This is a genomic window from Mesorhizobium sp. M0244 (assembly GCF_040321795.1).
Lineage (GTDB): Bacteria > Pseudomonadota > Alphaproteobacteria > Rhizobiales > Rhizobiaceae > Mesorhizobium.
In genome coordinates this window covers 24,919-41,446 of sequence record NZ_JAMYSE010000012.1, presented here as the reverse complement: position 1 = coordinate 41,446, position 16,528 = coordinate 24,919, and the positions used below count along the sequence as shown (strand labels likewise).

Sequence of the window (16,528 nt, the reverse complement as noted above, 5' to 3'; positions counted from 1 at the left end):
TGTTCAAAGCTTCGGACCGCCTTCGGCTCGGCCGGTTCAGATGCGTTTTTAGTTCGTCTTGCATGCCAGCGATTCCGGGAACTGGCAGGGCTGGCCAAGTGCGGTGAATGCGACGCGGTCCACCTGCATGGTGAGCTTGCGGCCCGGATCCGAGAACGGCCCCATCCAGCCCTTCAGCGTATCGGTGCCCCACAGGCTGAAATAGATTCTTTGCGAATGAGTGGGCAGCTTCGCGGGATCGGTGATCTCGTGGACAAGCTTGCCGTTGACGTACCAGCGCAGCCGGTCCTTTTCCCAAACGAAGGCGTAGTCGTTGAAGGCCTTGTCGGTGCCGCCGGCGACGTCGACCAGCTTCTCGTTCTTGCCCTTGCCGGCTATGTAGGCGTTGACCTGGACCTTGGACGTGTCCTTGGTCAGCACCTCGAAGTCGATCTCATCATGCGGCTGTTTGTCGGCATCGCCGACGAAGCTGAAGAATGCCGCGTTGACGCCTGAGCCCGTGTCGGTCTTCATCCGCGCCTCGTAGGTGCCGTAGCCGAAGCGCTGCTTGGTCTGGATCTCGGCGCAGGCGAATTCGCGATCCTTCAGCTTGCGCTTCTCGAAACCGAGCGTCAGCATGCCGTCGGAAAGCCCGATCAGGCTCTTGGACCAGGTGCAGTTCTGATGCTTGCCATTCGTCCAGCCGTCGGAAATATACCAGCGCGCGCGACTGATGCTGGTGAAATCATCGACAAAAGACGGCGCGGTCGGGAGATCCTGGGAACGGGCGGGCGCCAAGCCCACAACCAGGCTGCCGAGAACGACCAGCAGAAACGCCCTGTCTGGACAGAGCCGCCGCAGTTTGCCTCGCATCTGGCGTGTGAACGAGGTGCCGCTGGTTGGCGGGGTGGACGTGCTTTTAGGATCTGCGTTCATATCAAACTCACCTTTGTGCTGTGCACCCCCAAAGCGATCGTTCGAACCATTGCGAAACAAGCTGATCTTGACCTCTGTCGCCCCTAAGCTCCTTGTCGCGTGCCCAAAACCATTGCGTATGGCGCCGACCCAGGATGTTCGCTCAACCTGTGCCGGGACCGGCGGGTTTGGCAAAATCGATCCTTATGTTTGGACCGTTCTGCCGATTCTCATCGAAGATTGCATCCAGCGAATGACGGAGCTCGTTCATCATCTGCTTCTGGCGCGAGAGCGCCGCGATGCGCCGCTCGCAATTCAGGATCGACTTGGTCAGTTCGCCGACTTCGGAGGACCTGCGGGAGGAGACCGCTCCGTTCTCCATTGCCTCGACCAGGAAGGCGGCATTCGTGGCCGTTGTCCTGTAGCGGTTCTCTAGTCCGCTCTTCTCCGCCTCGACCTCGGCGGCGATCTGGTCGAGCAGCTTTGCCAGACGATCAAGGCGCGAGGTGTCGGTCTGCCTGTCGCGCGCCGGATCTCTCGATTTGAAGCCGAAGATCGAGGCCATGCAGTCAGCGCCCCTTCATCGTCGAGCTGGTGACCGGCCTTGGCGCCCGTCCACGTTCAAAAGACATTTCTTGCATCGTCCAGCTCCTCTGACAGGGGATGTGTCTGGCCCGTTCGGTTCGCCGTCCAAAATTGCTGCACCGCAACATAGATTGCCATTCCCCGAGCGCATAGGCAACCACCTAGATCGTAAACTCATAAATCTCGTCGAAATGGGGCGAGCCGACCGAAGGGTAAGGGCATGACTACCGGGATCGCCACGTTGACGAGCCTAGCGTTCGCTGGCCGTGCTGCTTCCGGCCATGAGGAAGCGCAGCGGCGGCACATGCTGACGCTTCGCGGCTAGGCCGGCGCGGCGAAACAGCGCATCCAGCTTGTCGGCGGCAACGCCGCGGACGACGGCCATGAGGTTGGACGGACCGGCCAAGGCGTAGGCCGCAGCCGGTGCCAGCCCGCGCTCGGCCTTCACATCGAGGAATTTCCGCAACCGGTATTTGTCGCGTATGTGCCGCTCGTGCCGTTTCAGCGCAGCCTTCGATCCCTCCGGCAAACTGTCGATCGCAAGTAGTGCCAGATCCGCATCGGCCAAATGCTTCAGGTCCTGGGTCTTGTGCCGTCCACTCAGCGAATCGGCGCGCACGATCGCGCCGTAGCCACAGGATTTGATGACCTTGAAGCGCGCGCCATGCGCAACCGCACGCGCGTAGAGTTCGTAGTCTTCACCCAGGCGCAGCTTCTCGTCGTAGCGCAGCCCATGCCGATCGAGGAAGGCGCGGCTGATCACGGGTTTGAGGAAGCCCAGTTCCCCTCGTTGCACACGGCGCCTGGAGATGTTGGCGTCGATGAAACCTTCGAAATCGAGGAATTCCGGCTCGGGCGAAAACGGTGGAGCGACGATTTTCGAGACGTCGGTTGCCGCGTCATCCCTGACAAGCATGATGTTGTCTGCCGCGAAATCCCAATCGGTGCTGGCGAACAGTCTGTGAAACCTGCCTTCGAAAAAGAAATCATCAGCGTCCAGAATGCTGATGAACGGCGACCTGGAGCCGGCTATCGCGGCGTTGCGGGCAAAGGAGGGGCCGCGATTGACGTCGAAGCGGATGACCGAAAGGCGGCCCGTGCCGTCGTCGGCTGCGTGGGCGACTTTCGCGGTATCGTCGGTGGACGCGTCGTCGACGACGACGACTTCCGCAACCTCCGGCTCGCGCAATGCCGATGCAATGGCAGCCGGGATTGTCCGCGCCGCATTGCGGGCGGCGATGATCACGCAGACCTGGGATGATGTCATGGACATGCCTCTCGATTGCAGAAGTCGTTGCGGATTTCTTCGCCCTCCCCGCTCAATGCCTCACCACCCGTCTGACATGCATCGGCCAAATGCCTATGCTGCAAGTGCGAAGCAAGCATCGCCAAAATCATCGGCGCCGTCCAGTTTTTCATTTGCTGGGTGTCATGGCGCGGTTGGGCAGGCGGCGAGCCTCAATCGGGATGGCTCCCGAAATGCGCCGCTTGGCAGAGCCGTTCCTACACGCTCCATCAGAGCGCTCGACCGGCCGAAACCAGTTGCTGATCCTCGCGACTGGACGGCGGCGACGGAGAGCGAGCGCGTCGAGGCCCGGAGTATCAAGGAATTGAAAGAACAGGGATGCCGACGCCGGTGTTGTTGAGGCGAGCAGTTCGTCAGAGGGCTGGCCAGCGTAACCGCAGGTCACATCGACATCGCTGACCGCGGCCAAGGCCCGAAATCAGTGAAGGCCTCTCCTGGCGCTGAATTTCTCGCCTTCGGCCGCTTCGTTCGAACTCAGCTTTCGTTCTGCGTCGCGAATTTTGTCGGCCGGGGTCGGGGCATTTCTTGCGACCATGGCAAAGACCAGCAGAAAATAACCGAGTTGGATGACTATGGCGCAGCCGATGACGCGAAAAAGCGTCGTGCCGAGCGAGGCGCCGCCCAAATAGGACCAGACGACCACGATCGCCAGTGCAAAAACCATGCCGATAATGAACTTTGGCAGTGACATACCCGATAGCCCGTCAACCGGCTCGGGAAAAATTGTCGATAAGCCCACCCCGAGCACCTCCCTTAAACTCTGCGAGCTTATTAAGGTTGCCCGCTTGTGGCCGGTTGCTTCCGACCTTGCCCAATCTGTCCATACTCCGACAGAAACAATTTGCAACTCTATTAAGGTGTGCAATAGGCGGCAAGGGCAGCCACGAATAATTTTAAGCGAATCCTCGGGATCGACTCCGCCATGGTGCAATGCACACGTAGCTGTCACCAATGATTGCCGGATATGGACTCGCTCCAGTAAGATTAATAGTATTATCTAGTATTTTACCATAATGTCAGGCCATATCGGGCGATTCTAAATGACGTCAAAGCTCGATAACAGGGTCTCAAGAGCGAATCGCCTAAAAGGCGCCTCAAAAATGGACTAGTTTTTTCAAAGTTGCCCATCGTCGGTCTCTTTTGTGACATAAAGGCGAAATTTTGTGCAGGATGCGTTTATTATTTAGTCAGTTCATGACGCGACTATTACAGCCGGCTGGGAAATTGTGTGTTGCGCTGCAACATTTTTTTGGTATCGTGCGGTAAACCATCCGTTCAACGTATGGAGTTTACGCATGAGGGACGTAGCCAAGCCGGCCGACGCGGATTTTTCGCAGGCTGGCATCGATTTTCCGCCACCGATCGGCGGCCTGCTCAAACGCAGCTTCGATATTGCCGGTTCACTGATCGGCCTGGTTGCTCTCAGCCCGCTGTTCGTGATGATAGCGCTGCTTGTCAGGTTTTCCGATGGCGGGCCGATTTTCTATGGTCATAGCCGGATCGGCCGCGGAGGACGGATTTTCCCGTGCCTCAAGTTCCGCACCATGGTTCCGGACGGCGAGCGGGTGCTTGCTGCCTATCTTGCCGCGAATCCGGAGGCCAACGCCGAATGGATGGCGACCCGCAAGTTGAAGAACGATCCGCGGATCACGCGCGTCGGAGCGGTGCTGAGGAAGCTCAGCCTCGATGAGTTGCCGCAGATCATCAACATCCTGCAGGGAGATATGAGCCTGGTCGGGCCTCGTCCCGTGGTGCGTGATGAACTGGAGATCTATGGCAGTTCGGCCGTCTATTACCTGAAATCGCGCCCCGGCCTGACCGGACTCTGGCAGGTCAGCGGACGCAACGATGTTTCCTACGACAGCCGCGTCGCGTTCGATCGGCACTATGTCGAGAACTGGTCGATGTTCGAAGACATTCGCATCATCATCAAGACAGTACCTGCGGTCTGGATGTCGCGAGGCTGCTACTGACGGCCGCATGCCGGCCATGGATCGAGGAGCGACTGTCCAGAATTCAGGCCCCGAACTCGGGTTTCAAGCATCGGCAGCTCATCGGGCGGGGCAAATCGGATCGGAACCGTTCATTGAAAGCAGACACCTTCGAAATCTCTCGCACCAGCTTTCTCACCAGACGCACGCGCCGCGTGCGGCTTCTAGCGACGTGCTTCGCGCTGTCGCTGGCCCTGCCCCAGTTTGCCGCCGCCGACGACTATCGGCTTGGCTCACAGGACAAGCTGACCATCCGCGTGGCGGAATGGCAGACCGTCGAAGGCACGTTCCGTGACTGGTCGGCCATCAATGGAGAATACACGGTCGGGCCGGCAGGAACCTTGTCGGTGCCCTTCGTCGGCGAGATGCCCGCATCCGGCAAGACGACTTCGGAGATCGCGGCATCGCTCGGCGAGGCGCTGCAGCGCAAGCTCGCTCTGGCCGACAGGCCGGAGGCTTCCGTCGAAATGGCGCAGTACCGGCCGTTCTACATTTCCGGCGAGGTGCAATCGCCCGGCCAGTATCCTTGCGTGCCTGGGCTGACCGTGCTGAAGGCGATGAGCATTGCCGGCGGAGCCCGGCGGAACCCGGATAGCGGCCAGCGCTTCGACCGCGACCTGATCAATGCCAAGGGCGATTTCGATGTGCTTCAGGACCAGCAGGTCCGGCTGATCGTCAGGCGCGCGCGCATCGAAGCGGAACTGGCGGACAAACCGGCATTCGACGTGCCGAAGGAAGTTGCCGACGATCCGAAGCTGCCGGGCATCGTTGCCGACGAGATGGCAATCCTGGCGGCCGACCAGAAAAAGCTCAAGCTGCGCCTGCAGGCGCTCGATGATTTGAAGACGCTGCTGCAGAGCGAGATCGATTCGCTGCAGAAAAAGATCGTCAACCAGCAGAAGCAGGTCGATCTGGCGAAGGAACAGCTCAACGGCATCGGCTCGCTGGCGCAAAAGGGCCTGGTCGTCAACACGCGGGTTTTGAACTCGCAGCAAACGATCGCCGACCTCGAAGGCCAGATCCTGGATTACGACACGGCTATCCTCACGGCCAAGCAGTCGATCAGCAAGGCTACCCAGGACGCCATCGACCTGGAGAACACCCAGAATGCCGGCCTCGCGACCGACCGGCAACAGACAGAGGCCGATCTCAACCAAACGACGCTAAAGCTGAATATGGAAAAGGGCTTGATGTCCGAAGCCCTGTCGGGCAACCCCATGCCGCAACTCTATGGCAACAACGAACCACCCGCCATGTCGTTTTCCCTGGTGCGGGTGGTCGACGGCAAGACCAGCGAAATCACCGCCGGCGAAGACACGCCGGTGCTGCCAGGGGACGTAATCAAGGTCAAACCGGCGCCTTTGGCCATTCAGTAGCTTTCTTCCACGGAGTGAAGCACCCACCTCGCAGACAGCGGTCTGCGGGGTTTTGGGCTTGGTCTTTATGGATCAGAAAACAAGACAGCCTTCGGGCAACGAACAGCTCGGATCGGCTCTAGCTTCGCACGGCGTCCGGCTCCTCGAGATGGTTTACCGCGGCCCACCGGGAACGGGCGACGGCCGGCACCTTAACCAGCTTGAAGTAGCTGTAATACAGCAGGAACGATCCCATGATGTAGGGATTGAGGGTCTCGACCTCGACGAAGGACCGTATGAATAGAAGCACCATCACGCCGGCGAGAATCACCGACTCGGCTTGCCATGTCCTGAATATCAGCGCCGAGACGTGACCCCAGAGCGTACGCAGGATGATCAGCGAAAGCAGTGTCGCACCGACGAAGCCGAGTTCCACCAAGGTCTCGATGTAGGTGTTGTGGAAGTGGAAGCCGCTTCGTGCGGCGATATAGAATTCGTTCCATAGGCGCTCGGCTTCGGAGAAACCCTGCACCCAATAGGCTGCGTAGCCGACACCGAGGATGGGCGATTGCTGCGCGGCGTTCCAGCCCTGCTGCCAGAGGTAGGTCCGTCCGGTGAGCGTCGAATCCTTGCCGAAGAGGCCAAGGACGAAATCCATGAGCCCGAGATTCAGGGCAATCACAGTGCAGGCGACCAGCCCGCCCGCACCGATCACGAAAATCACCCGCCGGTGGCGAAGCGAAAGCAGCTTGCCGATGGAAAGCAGGGCGACCAGAGCTAGGACTGCCGGGGTCGATGCCATTGACGTGGCCGAATGCGACACGACCAGCAAATAGCCCGAGAGAAGGACGATCGGTACGATCAATAAAAAGCTTATGCGGCCGCGCCTGAGAAAAGCCAGGTGGACAACGCAGAAGTAGATGCCAAGCGATGCGACAAAGCCGATCTGGTTCTTGGAGCTGAATGCACCGACGAAATTATATGTCCCGTCGAGAACGTCGTAGGAATAACTCGCGACCTTGAGCGAGTAGAGCAGGACGACAAAGATCCCAATCAGGGCGCCTATGGTCAAGGTCCGGACGCTGACGGTGCGCGCGGCAATGTAGGCGCAGGCGATATGGGAGCAATATTGGATGGCCGTCCTTGCCGTGGTGCCGGGAGCTGCCGACCAGAACACCGAGAAGCAGACATAGGTCGCAAACGCCAGTGGAAGCCAGGCGCTGGAAGCGTGCCTTAATATCTTCCGGTAGTCGACCAGGATGAGCGGCAGCCAGACCGCATAATAGGCCAGGATCATGGTCTGGCCGAAAATGGTCGAGTAGGAGAACGCCCAGATCGAGACGGCAACGGCAAAGCTGCCATAGGCTGTATTCTTGTTCGGATCGATCAACAGAGATTTTGGGATCTTCATCTCGGTAGCGGTTTTCCGTCCTTGCAGTTCCACGCAGTCGTGGACGCGTCATACGCGAGCGATTATTGTGCAGCGCAATATAACCCAACTCTCGCCATTTGTCACCCAAAGACGGCGTCGACCGCGTGCCATGCCGGCCGGCTGACAGGTGGCGCCCAGGGCTTGCCAACAGCGGACGGAAAGAGAAATAATTTGCAGACGCTGGTCACACAGGCGGAGGGGACACAGATGGACAAACCTCGAATCTTCCTGGGTTCGTCAGGAAAGCAGAAGAAACTGCTGCAGGCGCTGACTCGCGGCCTCGAAGACATCGCGAACGTGGAGCCCTGGACGACGTCCTTCAATCCCGGGACAACCACCCTGGAGCGCCTCCTCGAGCTTACGCGTGAAGTCGACTTCGCCGCTTTTGTGTTCGCTCAGGACGACTGGACCAGTGCGAGCCAGCCGGCTTCGCCTGCTGCGGCGTCAGCTCAAGCTTCACCGCGAGACAATGTGGTCTTCGAAGCCGGCCTTTTTGGCGGAGTTCTCGGAATGCGCCGGACGTTTATCCTCCATGCCAATGGCTCCAAGCTTCCAAGCGATCTGCTCGGCCTCACCTCTGTACGGTACGGCGAAGCGACGACCGGCGCGGAGATGAGAGCGGTCAACCAAAAGCTGCGGAAAGCCATCGGGAACGAGCGTCGCGTCGCCCGCATCGAGGGCCTTTGGTGGCAGTTTTCCCTGACGGAGCGCAGCGTGAGGGAGCCTTCCGCCGTGAGCCTCTTGCGGATTTCGCGAGACCGCGATGGTGCGCTGGAGCTAGCCGGCCGCTCATGGCAAGAGAATGGCAGCCTATCGGCCAGATACTGGAGCGAAGCGGTGAAGGAGAGAAAGGAGCCTCCCGGCATCTTCTACTTTTGGAATGGAGAACGGCCCTTGGACGCGAACGCATCGCAGTTGTTCGGGACAGGAGAGATCCGGCTGGAGTCCGCTGATCGCGCGTCCGGGTACTTCACCACGCGAGCGGACACGCCGCCAAAACTGAACGCGCGGACCTCCGGTGTTTACTTGCGCGCCGATCCGGAGGATCTGAGCATCCTGGACGGGCGCGACAATCAGCGGCGCGTGGAGTTGATCGCGGAGCGGCTGAGCCATTGGAAATCGATCAAGAACGTCTGAACCCGGTGGGCATGGAAGTCGCTCCGACCCGTCCGGTGCTTGACCCTGCGACGCCTTTAAGCCGCCCTCCTGGCCCACTATGAACCCGCTCGGAGGCTCCAGATCTCGACTTGCACTTGTCCGCCGTTGACTTCACATTCCCGCCGATGGCGACCGGCCAACGCCTACCGGATAAGCCAGCAAGGAAAGACCACATGCCGATGAGTTTCGTGGGACGATTTGCCGGACGATCTGCTGTTATTACCGGCGGCGCCTCAGGCATCGGCCTAGCCATCGCGCAAAGGATCGTTGACGAAGGCGGGCGTGTTTCGGTCTGGGATCGCGATGCCGCCCAGATCGAGCAGGCCAAGGCCATTCTTCCAGGTTTGCACAGCGTGACCCTCGACGTCGCCGACCCCGTAGCGGTCGAAGCCGCCGCCGGAGAGACGATCGAAGTGCTTGGCGCGGTCGATATCCTTGTCACCAGTGCTGCCATCACGGGGCCGAACATGACGACCTGGGAGTATTCCGTGGAGGATTGGCGCCGGGTCATCGACATCAACATCAACGGCGTCTTCTTCTGCAACAGGGCGCTGGTCCCGCATATGCTCGAACGCAATTACGGCAGGATCGTCAACATCGCCTCGATTGCCGGCAAGGAAGGTAACCCGAACGCCTCGGCCTATAGTACCTCCAAGGCGGCGGTGATCGGCATGACTAAATCGCTCGGCAAGGAACTGGCCAAGACCAAGGTGACGGTGAACTGCGTCACGCCGGCAGCCGTGCGCACCGCGATCTTCCAGCAGATGAGCCAGCAGCACATCGACTTCATGCTATCGAAAATACCAATGGCGCGGTTCGGCGAGGTCGAGGAGGTGGCGGCGCTGATTTGCTGGATCGCGTCCGAGGAATGCTCGTTCACGACGGCTGCCGTCTTCGACGTCTCCGGCGGCCGGGCGACCTACTGAGGCGAGCGGCAAGGCAAGCCGCTCCCGGGCGCGAAGCCTCAGTCGTGAAGCTCACGCGAGATCGGCGGGCCGATCGAAAAATCGCTGAATGTGACCTCGAAGCCCTCCCGCTGCGGCGAGCAGCACATCATGCCGACATCGACCGTTTTCGATGGCGGGAAATAGGCAAGCCGCACCAGCTTCCACTGCTTGTCGGACGCGTCCAGATACTGGACGCGGATCGTCTCGGCGTGACGGGTCAAGCGGATCCTGACGCCGTCCGGATCGGCGGGAATGTTGGCCAGCGACCAGTCGGAGGCATCGTTGGTGACGACGACGGAAAAATACATCAGCCCGTCGGTGTATTCGATGCCGGCCTTGATCCAGTGCGTTTCGCTCAATCGCACCATCAACCCGGCCTGATCGTAGAGCACTTCATAGCGCCCGTTGACGGTGACTTCGGCGCTGAAATCGCCCTCGACCTCACGATAGAGGAAATGGCCGTTGTCGCGCCAGAAGCCGTAGAACGTCTCGCGCCAGAAGTCGGTCTCCTTGCGGGTCCGCACATGCACTGTACTGTCGCCGAATTCGTGGTGCGGCGGCGGATTGAGCCAGGTCAGGTCCGTATTCTCAGATGTCATCGACTTGCTCGCCTGCCTGGCTGATCCCGGGTGAGTGCCGCCTTGATTAGCCGGCAAACGTGTAAGCGGTCTTCACCGTGGTGTAGAATTCCGCGGCGTAGCGGCCCTGCTCGCGCGGGCCGTAGCTCGATCCCTTGCGCCCGCCGAAAGGCACGTGGAAGTCGACGCCCGCCGTCGGCAGGTTGACCATGACCATGCCGGCTTCCGAATTGCGCTTAAAATGCGTGGCATGCTTGAGGCTGGATGTGCAGATGCCCGACGTCAGCCCGAACGGCGTGTCGTTGGCCACCGCCAGCGCCTCGTCATAGTCTTTGACGCGGATGACGTTGGCGACCGGTCCGAAGATCTCTTCGCGTGAAATGCGCATGGCGTTGGTGGTTTCGGTGAACAGCGCCGGTTGCAGATAGAAGCCGCGGGTTTCGCGATCGAGCCGCTCGCCGCCGAAGGCCAGATCGGCACCTTCCTGGCGGCCGATGGCGATATAATCTTCATCCTGCTTCAACTGACTCTGATCGACAACCGGCCCGATCTGGGTCTTCGCGTCGAGAGCATCGCCGACGACCAGCTTGGCCAGGCGATCCTTGAGCGCCTCGACGAAGCGGTCATGGATGCCGTCCGTGACCACCAGGCGGGACGACGCCGTGCAGCGCTGGCCGGTCGAGAAGTAGGCACCGTTGATGGCGCAATCGACGGCGACGGCAAGGTCGGCATCGTCGAGCACAACAAACGGGTTCTTGCCGCCCATTTCGAGCTGAAACTTGCGCATGTGCTCGACGCTGGCGGCAGCGACGCGCTTGCCGGTGCCGACCGAGCCGGTGAAGGTGATGGCGTTGAGGTCAGGGCTGTCGAGCATGGCCTGGCCGACCACCGAACCTTTGCCCATGACCAGGTTGAGCACGCCCTTAGGCAGGCCGGCGCGGTGCAGGATGTCGACAATGGTCCAGGCGCTCTCCGGAACGAGTTCCGCCGGCTTGAAGACGATGGTGTTGCCGTAGGCCAGCGCCGGGGCAATTTTCCAGGCCGGGATGGCGATCGGGAAATTCCATGGCGTGATGATGCCGACCACACCGACCGCTTCGCGGGTGATCTCGACGCCGACGCCGGGCCGCACGCTCGGAACCAGTTCGCCCGAAAGGCGCAGCGCCTCGCCGGCAAAGAAGTCGAATATCTGGGCTGCCCGGACGGTCTCCCCGATGCCCTCGACCAGCGTCTTGCCTTCCTCGCGCGCCAACGCCCGGCCGATTTCATCCTTCCGCGCGGTGATCTCGTCCGACGCCTTCCTCAGCACAGCATGGCGTGCCAGCAGGCCCGATCGAGACCACGCCGGAAATGCCGCTTTCGCCGCGGCGATGGCCTGCCGGGCCTGCTCGGCGCCCCCCGACGCATATTCGCCGACAACGTCGTCGAGATTGGACGGGTTGATGTTGCGGGAGCCGGCATCGCCCACCCACTCGCCATCGATGAGGTTCTTTCGAAACGGGATCATGTCGCTGTCTTCCTTGTCGTCCTTCGATCGCCGTCTATCTGGACCACCGACCGCCACACCGCAAGGCCAAAGGCGGGCAAACTTCTCCTCCTCGACAGGCATGTGATAGGTGTCGAGGCGGGTGAGGATGATTCTAATGTGCTGCGACGCGGATCGCACGGGAGGAAAAGTATCATGTCGGACAGCGCCTTGCCGCTGGTGATCAGCGCACCGGAGCCACGCACACTCGACCTGATCTTCACGCCGGCTGCGCTGGCGAAATTTCGATCGAAATACCGCATCGTCGAAACATCGTCCGAAGGTGTCACAGCCTTGCCGGCTGATGTGCTTGCCGAGACCCGCTACATCGTCGGCCAGCCGCCGATCACGCCGGAGACGCTGGAGAAAATGAAGGCGCTGCGCTGCGTCTTCAATGTCGAGAGCAACCTCATCAACAACATGCCGTATGAGACGCTGTTTTCGCGCGGCATCCATGTCGTCACCACCGGCCTGGTGTTTGCCGAGCCGGTGGCCGAGCTCGGCCTTGCCATGGCGCTCAACCTCGCCCGCGACCTCGTCGACGCCGACCTCGCTTTCCGTCAGGGCAAGGAGCTGTGGGGCGGCGACGGCAACCGGACGGCGCGGCTTCTTTCCGGCGCGGATGTCGGCATTATCGGCTTCGGCGATCTTGGCCGTGCGCTCAACCGGCTGCTGTCGGGCTTTCGCACGCAGACGAAAGTCTTCGATCCGTGGCTGCCGCCGTCGATCCTGATCGACAACGGCGTCGAGCCGGCCTCGCTCGACGACGTTCTGTCGAACAGCGATTTCGTCTTCGTCGTCGCTTCGGTGACCAGCGAAAACCAGGGTTTCCTCGGCGCCGAGGCGTTCGCGAAGATGCGCAAGGGAGCCGCTTTCATCCTGCTCAGCCGGGCCGGCGTCGTCGATTTTCCGGCGCTGATGAATGCGGTCCGCAGCGGCCATATCGTCGCCGCCAGCGATGTCTTCCCGGAGGAGCCGCTGGCCCGGGACCACCCGGTCCGCACATTGCCGGGGTTCCTGCGCTCCGCCCACCGGGCCGGCGCGCTCGACATCGCCTTCAAGCGCATGGGCGACATGGTGCTGGAGGACATGGACCTGATCGATCGCGGCCTGCCGCCGATGCGTTCGAAACGGGCCGAGCGTGAGACCGTTTCGCGGATGCGTTCAAAGCCGGTCGACAAGAATTAAGCCGTCTGTCCCGATGGTCGCACATGCTCAGACCGTGAAGGACCAAAACAAACAGGCCAGTGTCGCTGCGGCGAAGACGACGAAGAACAGGCTTCTCAACAGGATGTTGCGCCGCAGCTCGTTGATGAAGAGATGGCATCCGACGACGGCTGCGACAAACAGGAAGCGCCAGTTCAGCAGTGCCGAGAGCACATCGCGTTGACCGAAAGCAAATCTGGCGGCGAGACATCCAATGATGACCGCGAACAACACGATCACCGCCCAGAAGATCGCATCGGCGGCATGCGTCAGGACGATGCCGGCAAGCCTGATCGGCAGAACCATCATCAGCAGTGCGCTGAAAAAGTAGACCGCCGCGAGCGGAATGAACGTCCCCGCATCGACGACGTCGCTCAGGCGCTTGGCGCCGATCGCGCCATAGGGATAGCCATGCCTGGCCACGACCAGGCTGAGCGCCATCAGCATGGCCGTCAGCACGGCGACCAGCGCGAATGAGGTCAGGGCTTTGCTCATGAGGCTCCCGTTCCGAACGAATCGAAGTCAGGACGTTGGTAGCCCATGGTTTGTAAATTGCTAGTAAGCATCATGCAGCGGCGCGGCAGAGTTCCTCGGCGCATTCACTCCGCAGCTTGAAGACGCCGGCCGTCGATGATGGTCTTGATCTCGGCGCGGCAGGAGCCGCAATTGGTGCCGGCGTGAAGGACGGTGCCGATTGCCGCGACGCTGGTGCAGCCGCCGCGCACCGCTTCCGCGATCTGATTGGCGCCGACCCCGAAACAGGCGCAGACGATGGCGCCGCGGTCAACGCTGTTGCCGCCCGGCCGTCCGGCGACAATCGCCAGCCGCGCCTGCCGATCGGCGTGGTCCGTGCCGAGCTGCTCCACTGCCCAGCCGCGCGACACCGCCACCGGGGTGGGCGCAAGATAGAGCGCGCCGACCAGCCGACTGCCCGCGAAACGGGCGAAGCGATGGTGCCCGCCGGCGATGTCGTGATAGGCGAGCGTTTCCCCTTCCGGGCCGAACAGCGCGGCGGCAAACCCGGTCCAGTCGCGGCCGGACTGCAGCGCAATTTCGAGGCGCCAGCCGGCGGGGCAGCGGGCGAGGCTCCAATACTCGGCGTCGATGGAGGCGGGCCGTTCGGCAAGCACGGCGAAACCGAAGGCCGTGGCGGCGAACCGCTCGATCCGGCCAGCAATATTCTTGGAGGCCGGCTGGCCTGAAATCGCATCGGTGATGGGCGCGACCAGTGCATCGATACGCGCACGGGCGGAAAATTGGTCCGTCCAGTGCATCGGCACGAACACAGAGCCTTGGCGTTGGCGCACTGTCACCAGCGCGCGGACCAGCACCTCGCCATAAACCGACGATACGCGGACGATGTCGGCATCACCGATGCCGAAGTGCTGCGCATCCGCCGGGTGAATTTCGACGAAAGGCTCGGCCATATGCTGCGACAGGCGCGGGCTCTTGCCGGTCCGCGTCATGGTGTGCCAGTGGTCGCGCACGCGCCCGGTGTTGAGCACCAGGGGATAGTCCGGGCTGGTGCGGGTTTGTGCGGTTGGGCGGATGGCAATGAAGCGTGCCTTGCGGTCGGGCGTGTAGTAGCCGCCGTTGGCGAAGAAGCGAACGGGCTGGCATCCGGTCGTACCGACCCCCTCTGGCCTGCCGGCCATCTCCCCCTCGAGGGGGGAGATCGGCAGCGTCTGCGATCCGCTCATTCCTGCAACGTCTGAGTTTGGCGAAGGCAGAGGCGGTAGCTGATCTCCCCCCTTGAGGGGGAGATGGCCGGCAGGCCAGAGGGGGTCGGCACGACTGGACTCCACCTCGTTGAGGCGGCTCTGAGAGGTCGAGACTTCACCACCGACCCCACCCCGTCCCGCTTGTTTCGCTTCGCTCAACGCGCGCGCCGACCCTCCCCTCAAGGGGGAGGGTGAGGCCGGCGCTGGCCACTGGAACGGAGCAAGCACTTCATAGGCATTTCCGTCGACACCTGCATAGGTGCCGATATCGAAGTCGCGGGCGCCGCCATTCTCGAATGTCGAGAGCGCGGCGTGTTCGGCGAAGATATCGGCCGGCGACGTATGCGAAAACGCCTCGCCGAACCCCATCCGCCTCGCCACTTCGCCGATGATCCACCAGTCGGGCTTCGCCTCGCCGGGCGTCGCCAAAAAAGCCCGCTGGCGCGAGATGCGGCGCTCCGAATTGGTGACGGTGCCGTCCTTCTCGCCCCATGCCGCCGCCGGCAGCCGGACATGAGCGTGGCGTACCGTGTCGGTCTCGCCCAGCACGTCCGAGACAACGACGAACGGGCAGGCCTTGATCGCCGCTTCGACGGCATAGGCATCCGGCATCGAATCGACCGGATTGGTGGCCATGATCCACAGCGCCTTGATGCGTCCGTCGGCCACCGCTTGGAACATCTCGACCGCTTTCAGGCCGGGTTTTTCGGCGACGGTTGGGGCGTTCCAGAAGCGCTGCACGCGGTCGCGGTGCTCGGAGTTTTCGATCTCCATATGGGCGGCCAGCATGTTGGCCATGCCGCCGACCTCGCGGCCGCCCATGGCGTTTGGCTGGCCGGTCACCGAAAACGGCCCGGCGCCGGGCTGGCCGATGCGGCCGGTAGCAAGATGGCAGTTGATGATGGCGTTGACCTTGTCGGTGCCCGAAGACGACTGGTTCACGCCCTGGCTGTAGACGGTGACCGTCTTCGCCGTCGCGGCAAACAGGCTGTAGAAGCGGGCCAGTTCATCCTCACCAAGGCCGGTGGCCGCGGCGATGCCGGCAAGGTCGAGCGCCGAGGCGGCGAAAAGAGCTTGCCCGAAGCCGGTCGTGTGCGCCGTGATATAGGTGCGGTCCAGTGCGTTGTGCTGGCCGAGGTAGGCGAGCAGCCCTGTGAACAAAGCAACGTCGCCATCGGGCGCGATCGCCAGATGCATGTCGGCGATATCTGATGTCATGGTGCGGCGTGGGTCGATCAGCACCACCTTCATCTCGGGCCGCTTTTCCCGGGCAGCGGCAATGCGCTGGTAGAGCACCGGATGGCACCAGGCGAGATTGGAGCCGACCAGCACGATCAGGTCGGCAAGCTCCAGATCCTCGTAACTGCCCGGTACCGTGTCGGAGCCGAAGGCGCGGCGGTGGCCGGCGACCGACGAGGCCATGCACAGGCGCGAATTGGTGTCGATATTGCCCGAGCCGACAAACCCCTTCATCAGCTTGTTGGCGACGTAATAGTCCTCGGTCAGCAACTGGCCGGAGACGTAGAAGGCGACCGCATCGGGGCCGTGCTCGGCGATGGTTTGCGAGAAGGTCGACGCGACCAGGTCGAGCGCCTCGTCCCAGTCGGTGCGGCGACCGTGGGTTTCCGGATGGAGCAGCCTGCCGTCGAGGTCGATGGTCTCGGCCAGCGCCGAACCCTTCGAGCAGAGCCGGCCGAAATTGGCCGGATGGTCCGGGTCGCCGCGAACGGTTATCTCGCCGTCCGCAGCGACCTTCGCCAGCACGCCGCAGCCCACCCCGCAATAGGGGCAGGTGGTCCTCACCTCGCGCGCTTCATCAATCTCCATGGT

Annotated in this window: 14 protein-coding genes; 5 read left to right on the top strand and 9 right to left on the bottom strand. The window is 61.8% G+C overall.

Annotated elements, in window-relative coordinates:
- Positions 1-48: 48 nt before the first annotated feature.
- From exoK to NKJ08_RS11435, 4 genes are all read right to left on the bottom strand, one after another.
- A complete protein-coding gene (exoK, locus tag NKJ08_RS11450) occupies positions 49-915 on the bottom strand; it encodes an endo-1,3-1,4-beta-glycanase ExoK (protein ID WP_352781788.1) in 867 nt (288 codons plus the stop codon).
- 142 nt (positions 916-1,057) lie between these two features.
- On the bottom strand, positions 1,058-1,459 hold the full coding sequence (locus NKJ08_RS11445; protein WP_352781787.1) for a hypothetical protein: 402 nt from the start codon (positions 1,457-1,459) through the stop codon (positions 1,058-1,060).
- Between the two features lie 270 nt (positions 1,460-1,729).
- Positions 1,730-2,752 carry a glycosyltransferase family 2 protein gene (locus NKJ08_RS11440; RefSeq protein WP_352522570.1) on the bottom strand — a complete coding sequence of 341 codons (1,023 nt, stop codon included), beginning with the start codon at positions 2,750-2,752 and terminating at the stop codon, positions 1,730-1,732.
- Positions 2,753-3,203: 451 nt separating this feature from the next.
- The gene (locus tag NKJ08_RS11435) at positions 3,204-3,734 is read right to left on the bottom strand and encodes an exopolysaccharide production repressor protein (protein ID WP_352781786.1); all 531 of its coding nucleotides are present in this window, start codon (positions 3,732-3,734) and stop codon (positions 3,204-3,206) included.
- Positions 3,735-4,080: 346 nt separating this feature from the next.
- Here NKJ08_RS11435 and NKJ08_RS11430 point away from each other — a divergent pair, with 346 nt between their 5' ends.
- Positions 4,081-4,758 (top strand): sugar transferase, encoded by a 678-nt coding sequence (locus NKJ08_RS11430; protein ID WP_352522568.1) that lies wholly within the window; start codon positions 4,081-4,083, stop codon positions 4,756-4,758.
- A gap of 113 nt (positions 4,759-4,871) precedes the next feature.
- Positions 4,872-6,152 carry a polysaccharide biosynthesis/export family protein gene (locus NKJ08_RS11425; RefSeq protein ID WP_502895987.1) on the top strand — a complete coding sequence of 427 codons (1,281 nt, stop codon included), beginning with the start codon at positions 4,872-4,874 and terminating at the stop codon, positions 6,150-6,152.
- 118 nt (positions 6,153-6,270) lie between these two features.
- Here the strand turns inward: NKJ08_RS11425 and NKJ08_RS11420 are convergent, their stop codons facing one another.
- Complete coding sequence (locus tag NKJ08_RS11420; protein ID WP_352781785.1) at positions 6,271-7,542, bottom strand: O-antigen ligase family protein; 1,272 nt, start codon at positions 7,540-7,542, stop codon at positions 6,271-6,273.
- A 192-nt stretch (positions 7,543-7,734) separates the two neighbouring features.
- Here NKJ08_RS11420 and NKJ08_RS11415 point away from each other — a divergent pair, with 192 nt between their 5' ends.
- Positions 7,735-8,700, top strand: a complete 966-nt coding sequence (locus tag NKJ08_RS11415) for a TIR domain-containing protein (RefSeq protein ID WP_352781784.1) — start codon at positions 7,735-7,737, stop codon at positions 8,698-8,700.
- Positions 8,701-8,894: 194 nt separating this feature from the next.
- Positions 8,895-9,647 (top strand): SDR family NAD(P)-dependent oxidoreductase, encoded by a 753-nt coding sequence (locus tag NKJ08_RS11410; protein WP_352781783.1) that lies wholly within the window; start codon positions 8,895-8,897, stop codon positions 9,645-9,647.
- A 38-nt stretch (positions 9,648-9,685) separates the two neighbouring features.
- Here the strand turns inward: NKJ08_RS11410 and NKJ08_RS11405 are convergent, their stop codons facing one another.
- Both NKJ08_RS11405 and NKJ08_RS11400 read right to left on the bottom strand, forming a co-directional pair.
- Positions 9,686-10,267 (bottom strand): DUF1349 domain-containing protein, encoded by a 582-nt coding sequence (locus NKJ08_RS11405; protein ID WP_352781782.1) that lies wholly within the window; start codon positions 10,265-10,267, stop codon positions 9,686-9,688.
- Between the two features lie 46 nt (positions 10,268-10,313).
- Positions 10,314-11,750, bottom strand: a complete 1,437-nt coding sequence (locus tag NKJ08_RS11400) for an aldehyde dehydrogenase family protein (protein ID WP_352781821.1) — start codon at positions 11,748-11,750, stop codon at positions 10,314-10,316.
- Positions 11,751-11,927: 177 nt separating this feature from the next.
- Between NKJ08_RS11400 and NKJ08_RS11395 the strand changes: the two genes are divergently transcribed.
- Positions 11,928-12,959 (top strand): hydroxyacid dehydrogenase, encoded by a 1,032-nt coding sequence (locus NKJ08_RS11395; RefSeq protein ID WP_352781781.1) that lies wholly within the window; start codon positions 11,928-11,930, stop codon positions 12,957-12,959.
- Positions 12,960-12,986: 27 nt separating this feature from the next.
- On the opposite strand, the gene NKJ08_RS11390 is transcribed toward NKJ08_RS11395, so the two are convergent.
- Positions 12,987-13,472, bottom strand: a complete 486-nt coding sequence (locus NKJ08_RS11390) for a hypothetical protein (protein ID WP_352522562.1) — start codon at positions 13,470-13,472, stop codon at positions 12,987-12,989.
- Between the two features lie 104 nt (positions 13,473-13,576).
- Positions 13,577-16,525: a nitrate reductase gene (locus tag NKJ08_RS11385; RefSeq protein ID WP_352781780.1), complete on the bottom strand. Its 2,949-nt coding sequence runs from the start codon at positions 16,523-16,525 to the stop codon at positions 13,577-13,579.
- Between the last annotated feature and the right edge of the window lie 3 nt (positions 16,526-16,528).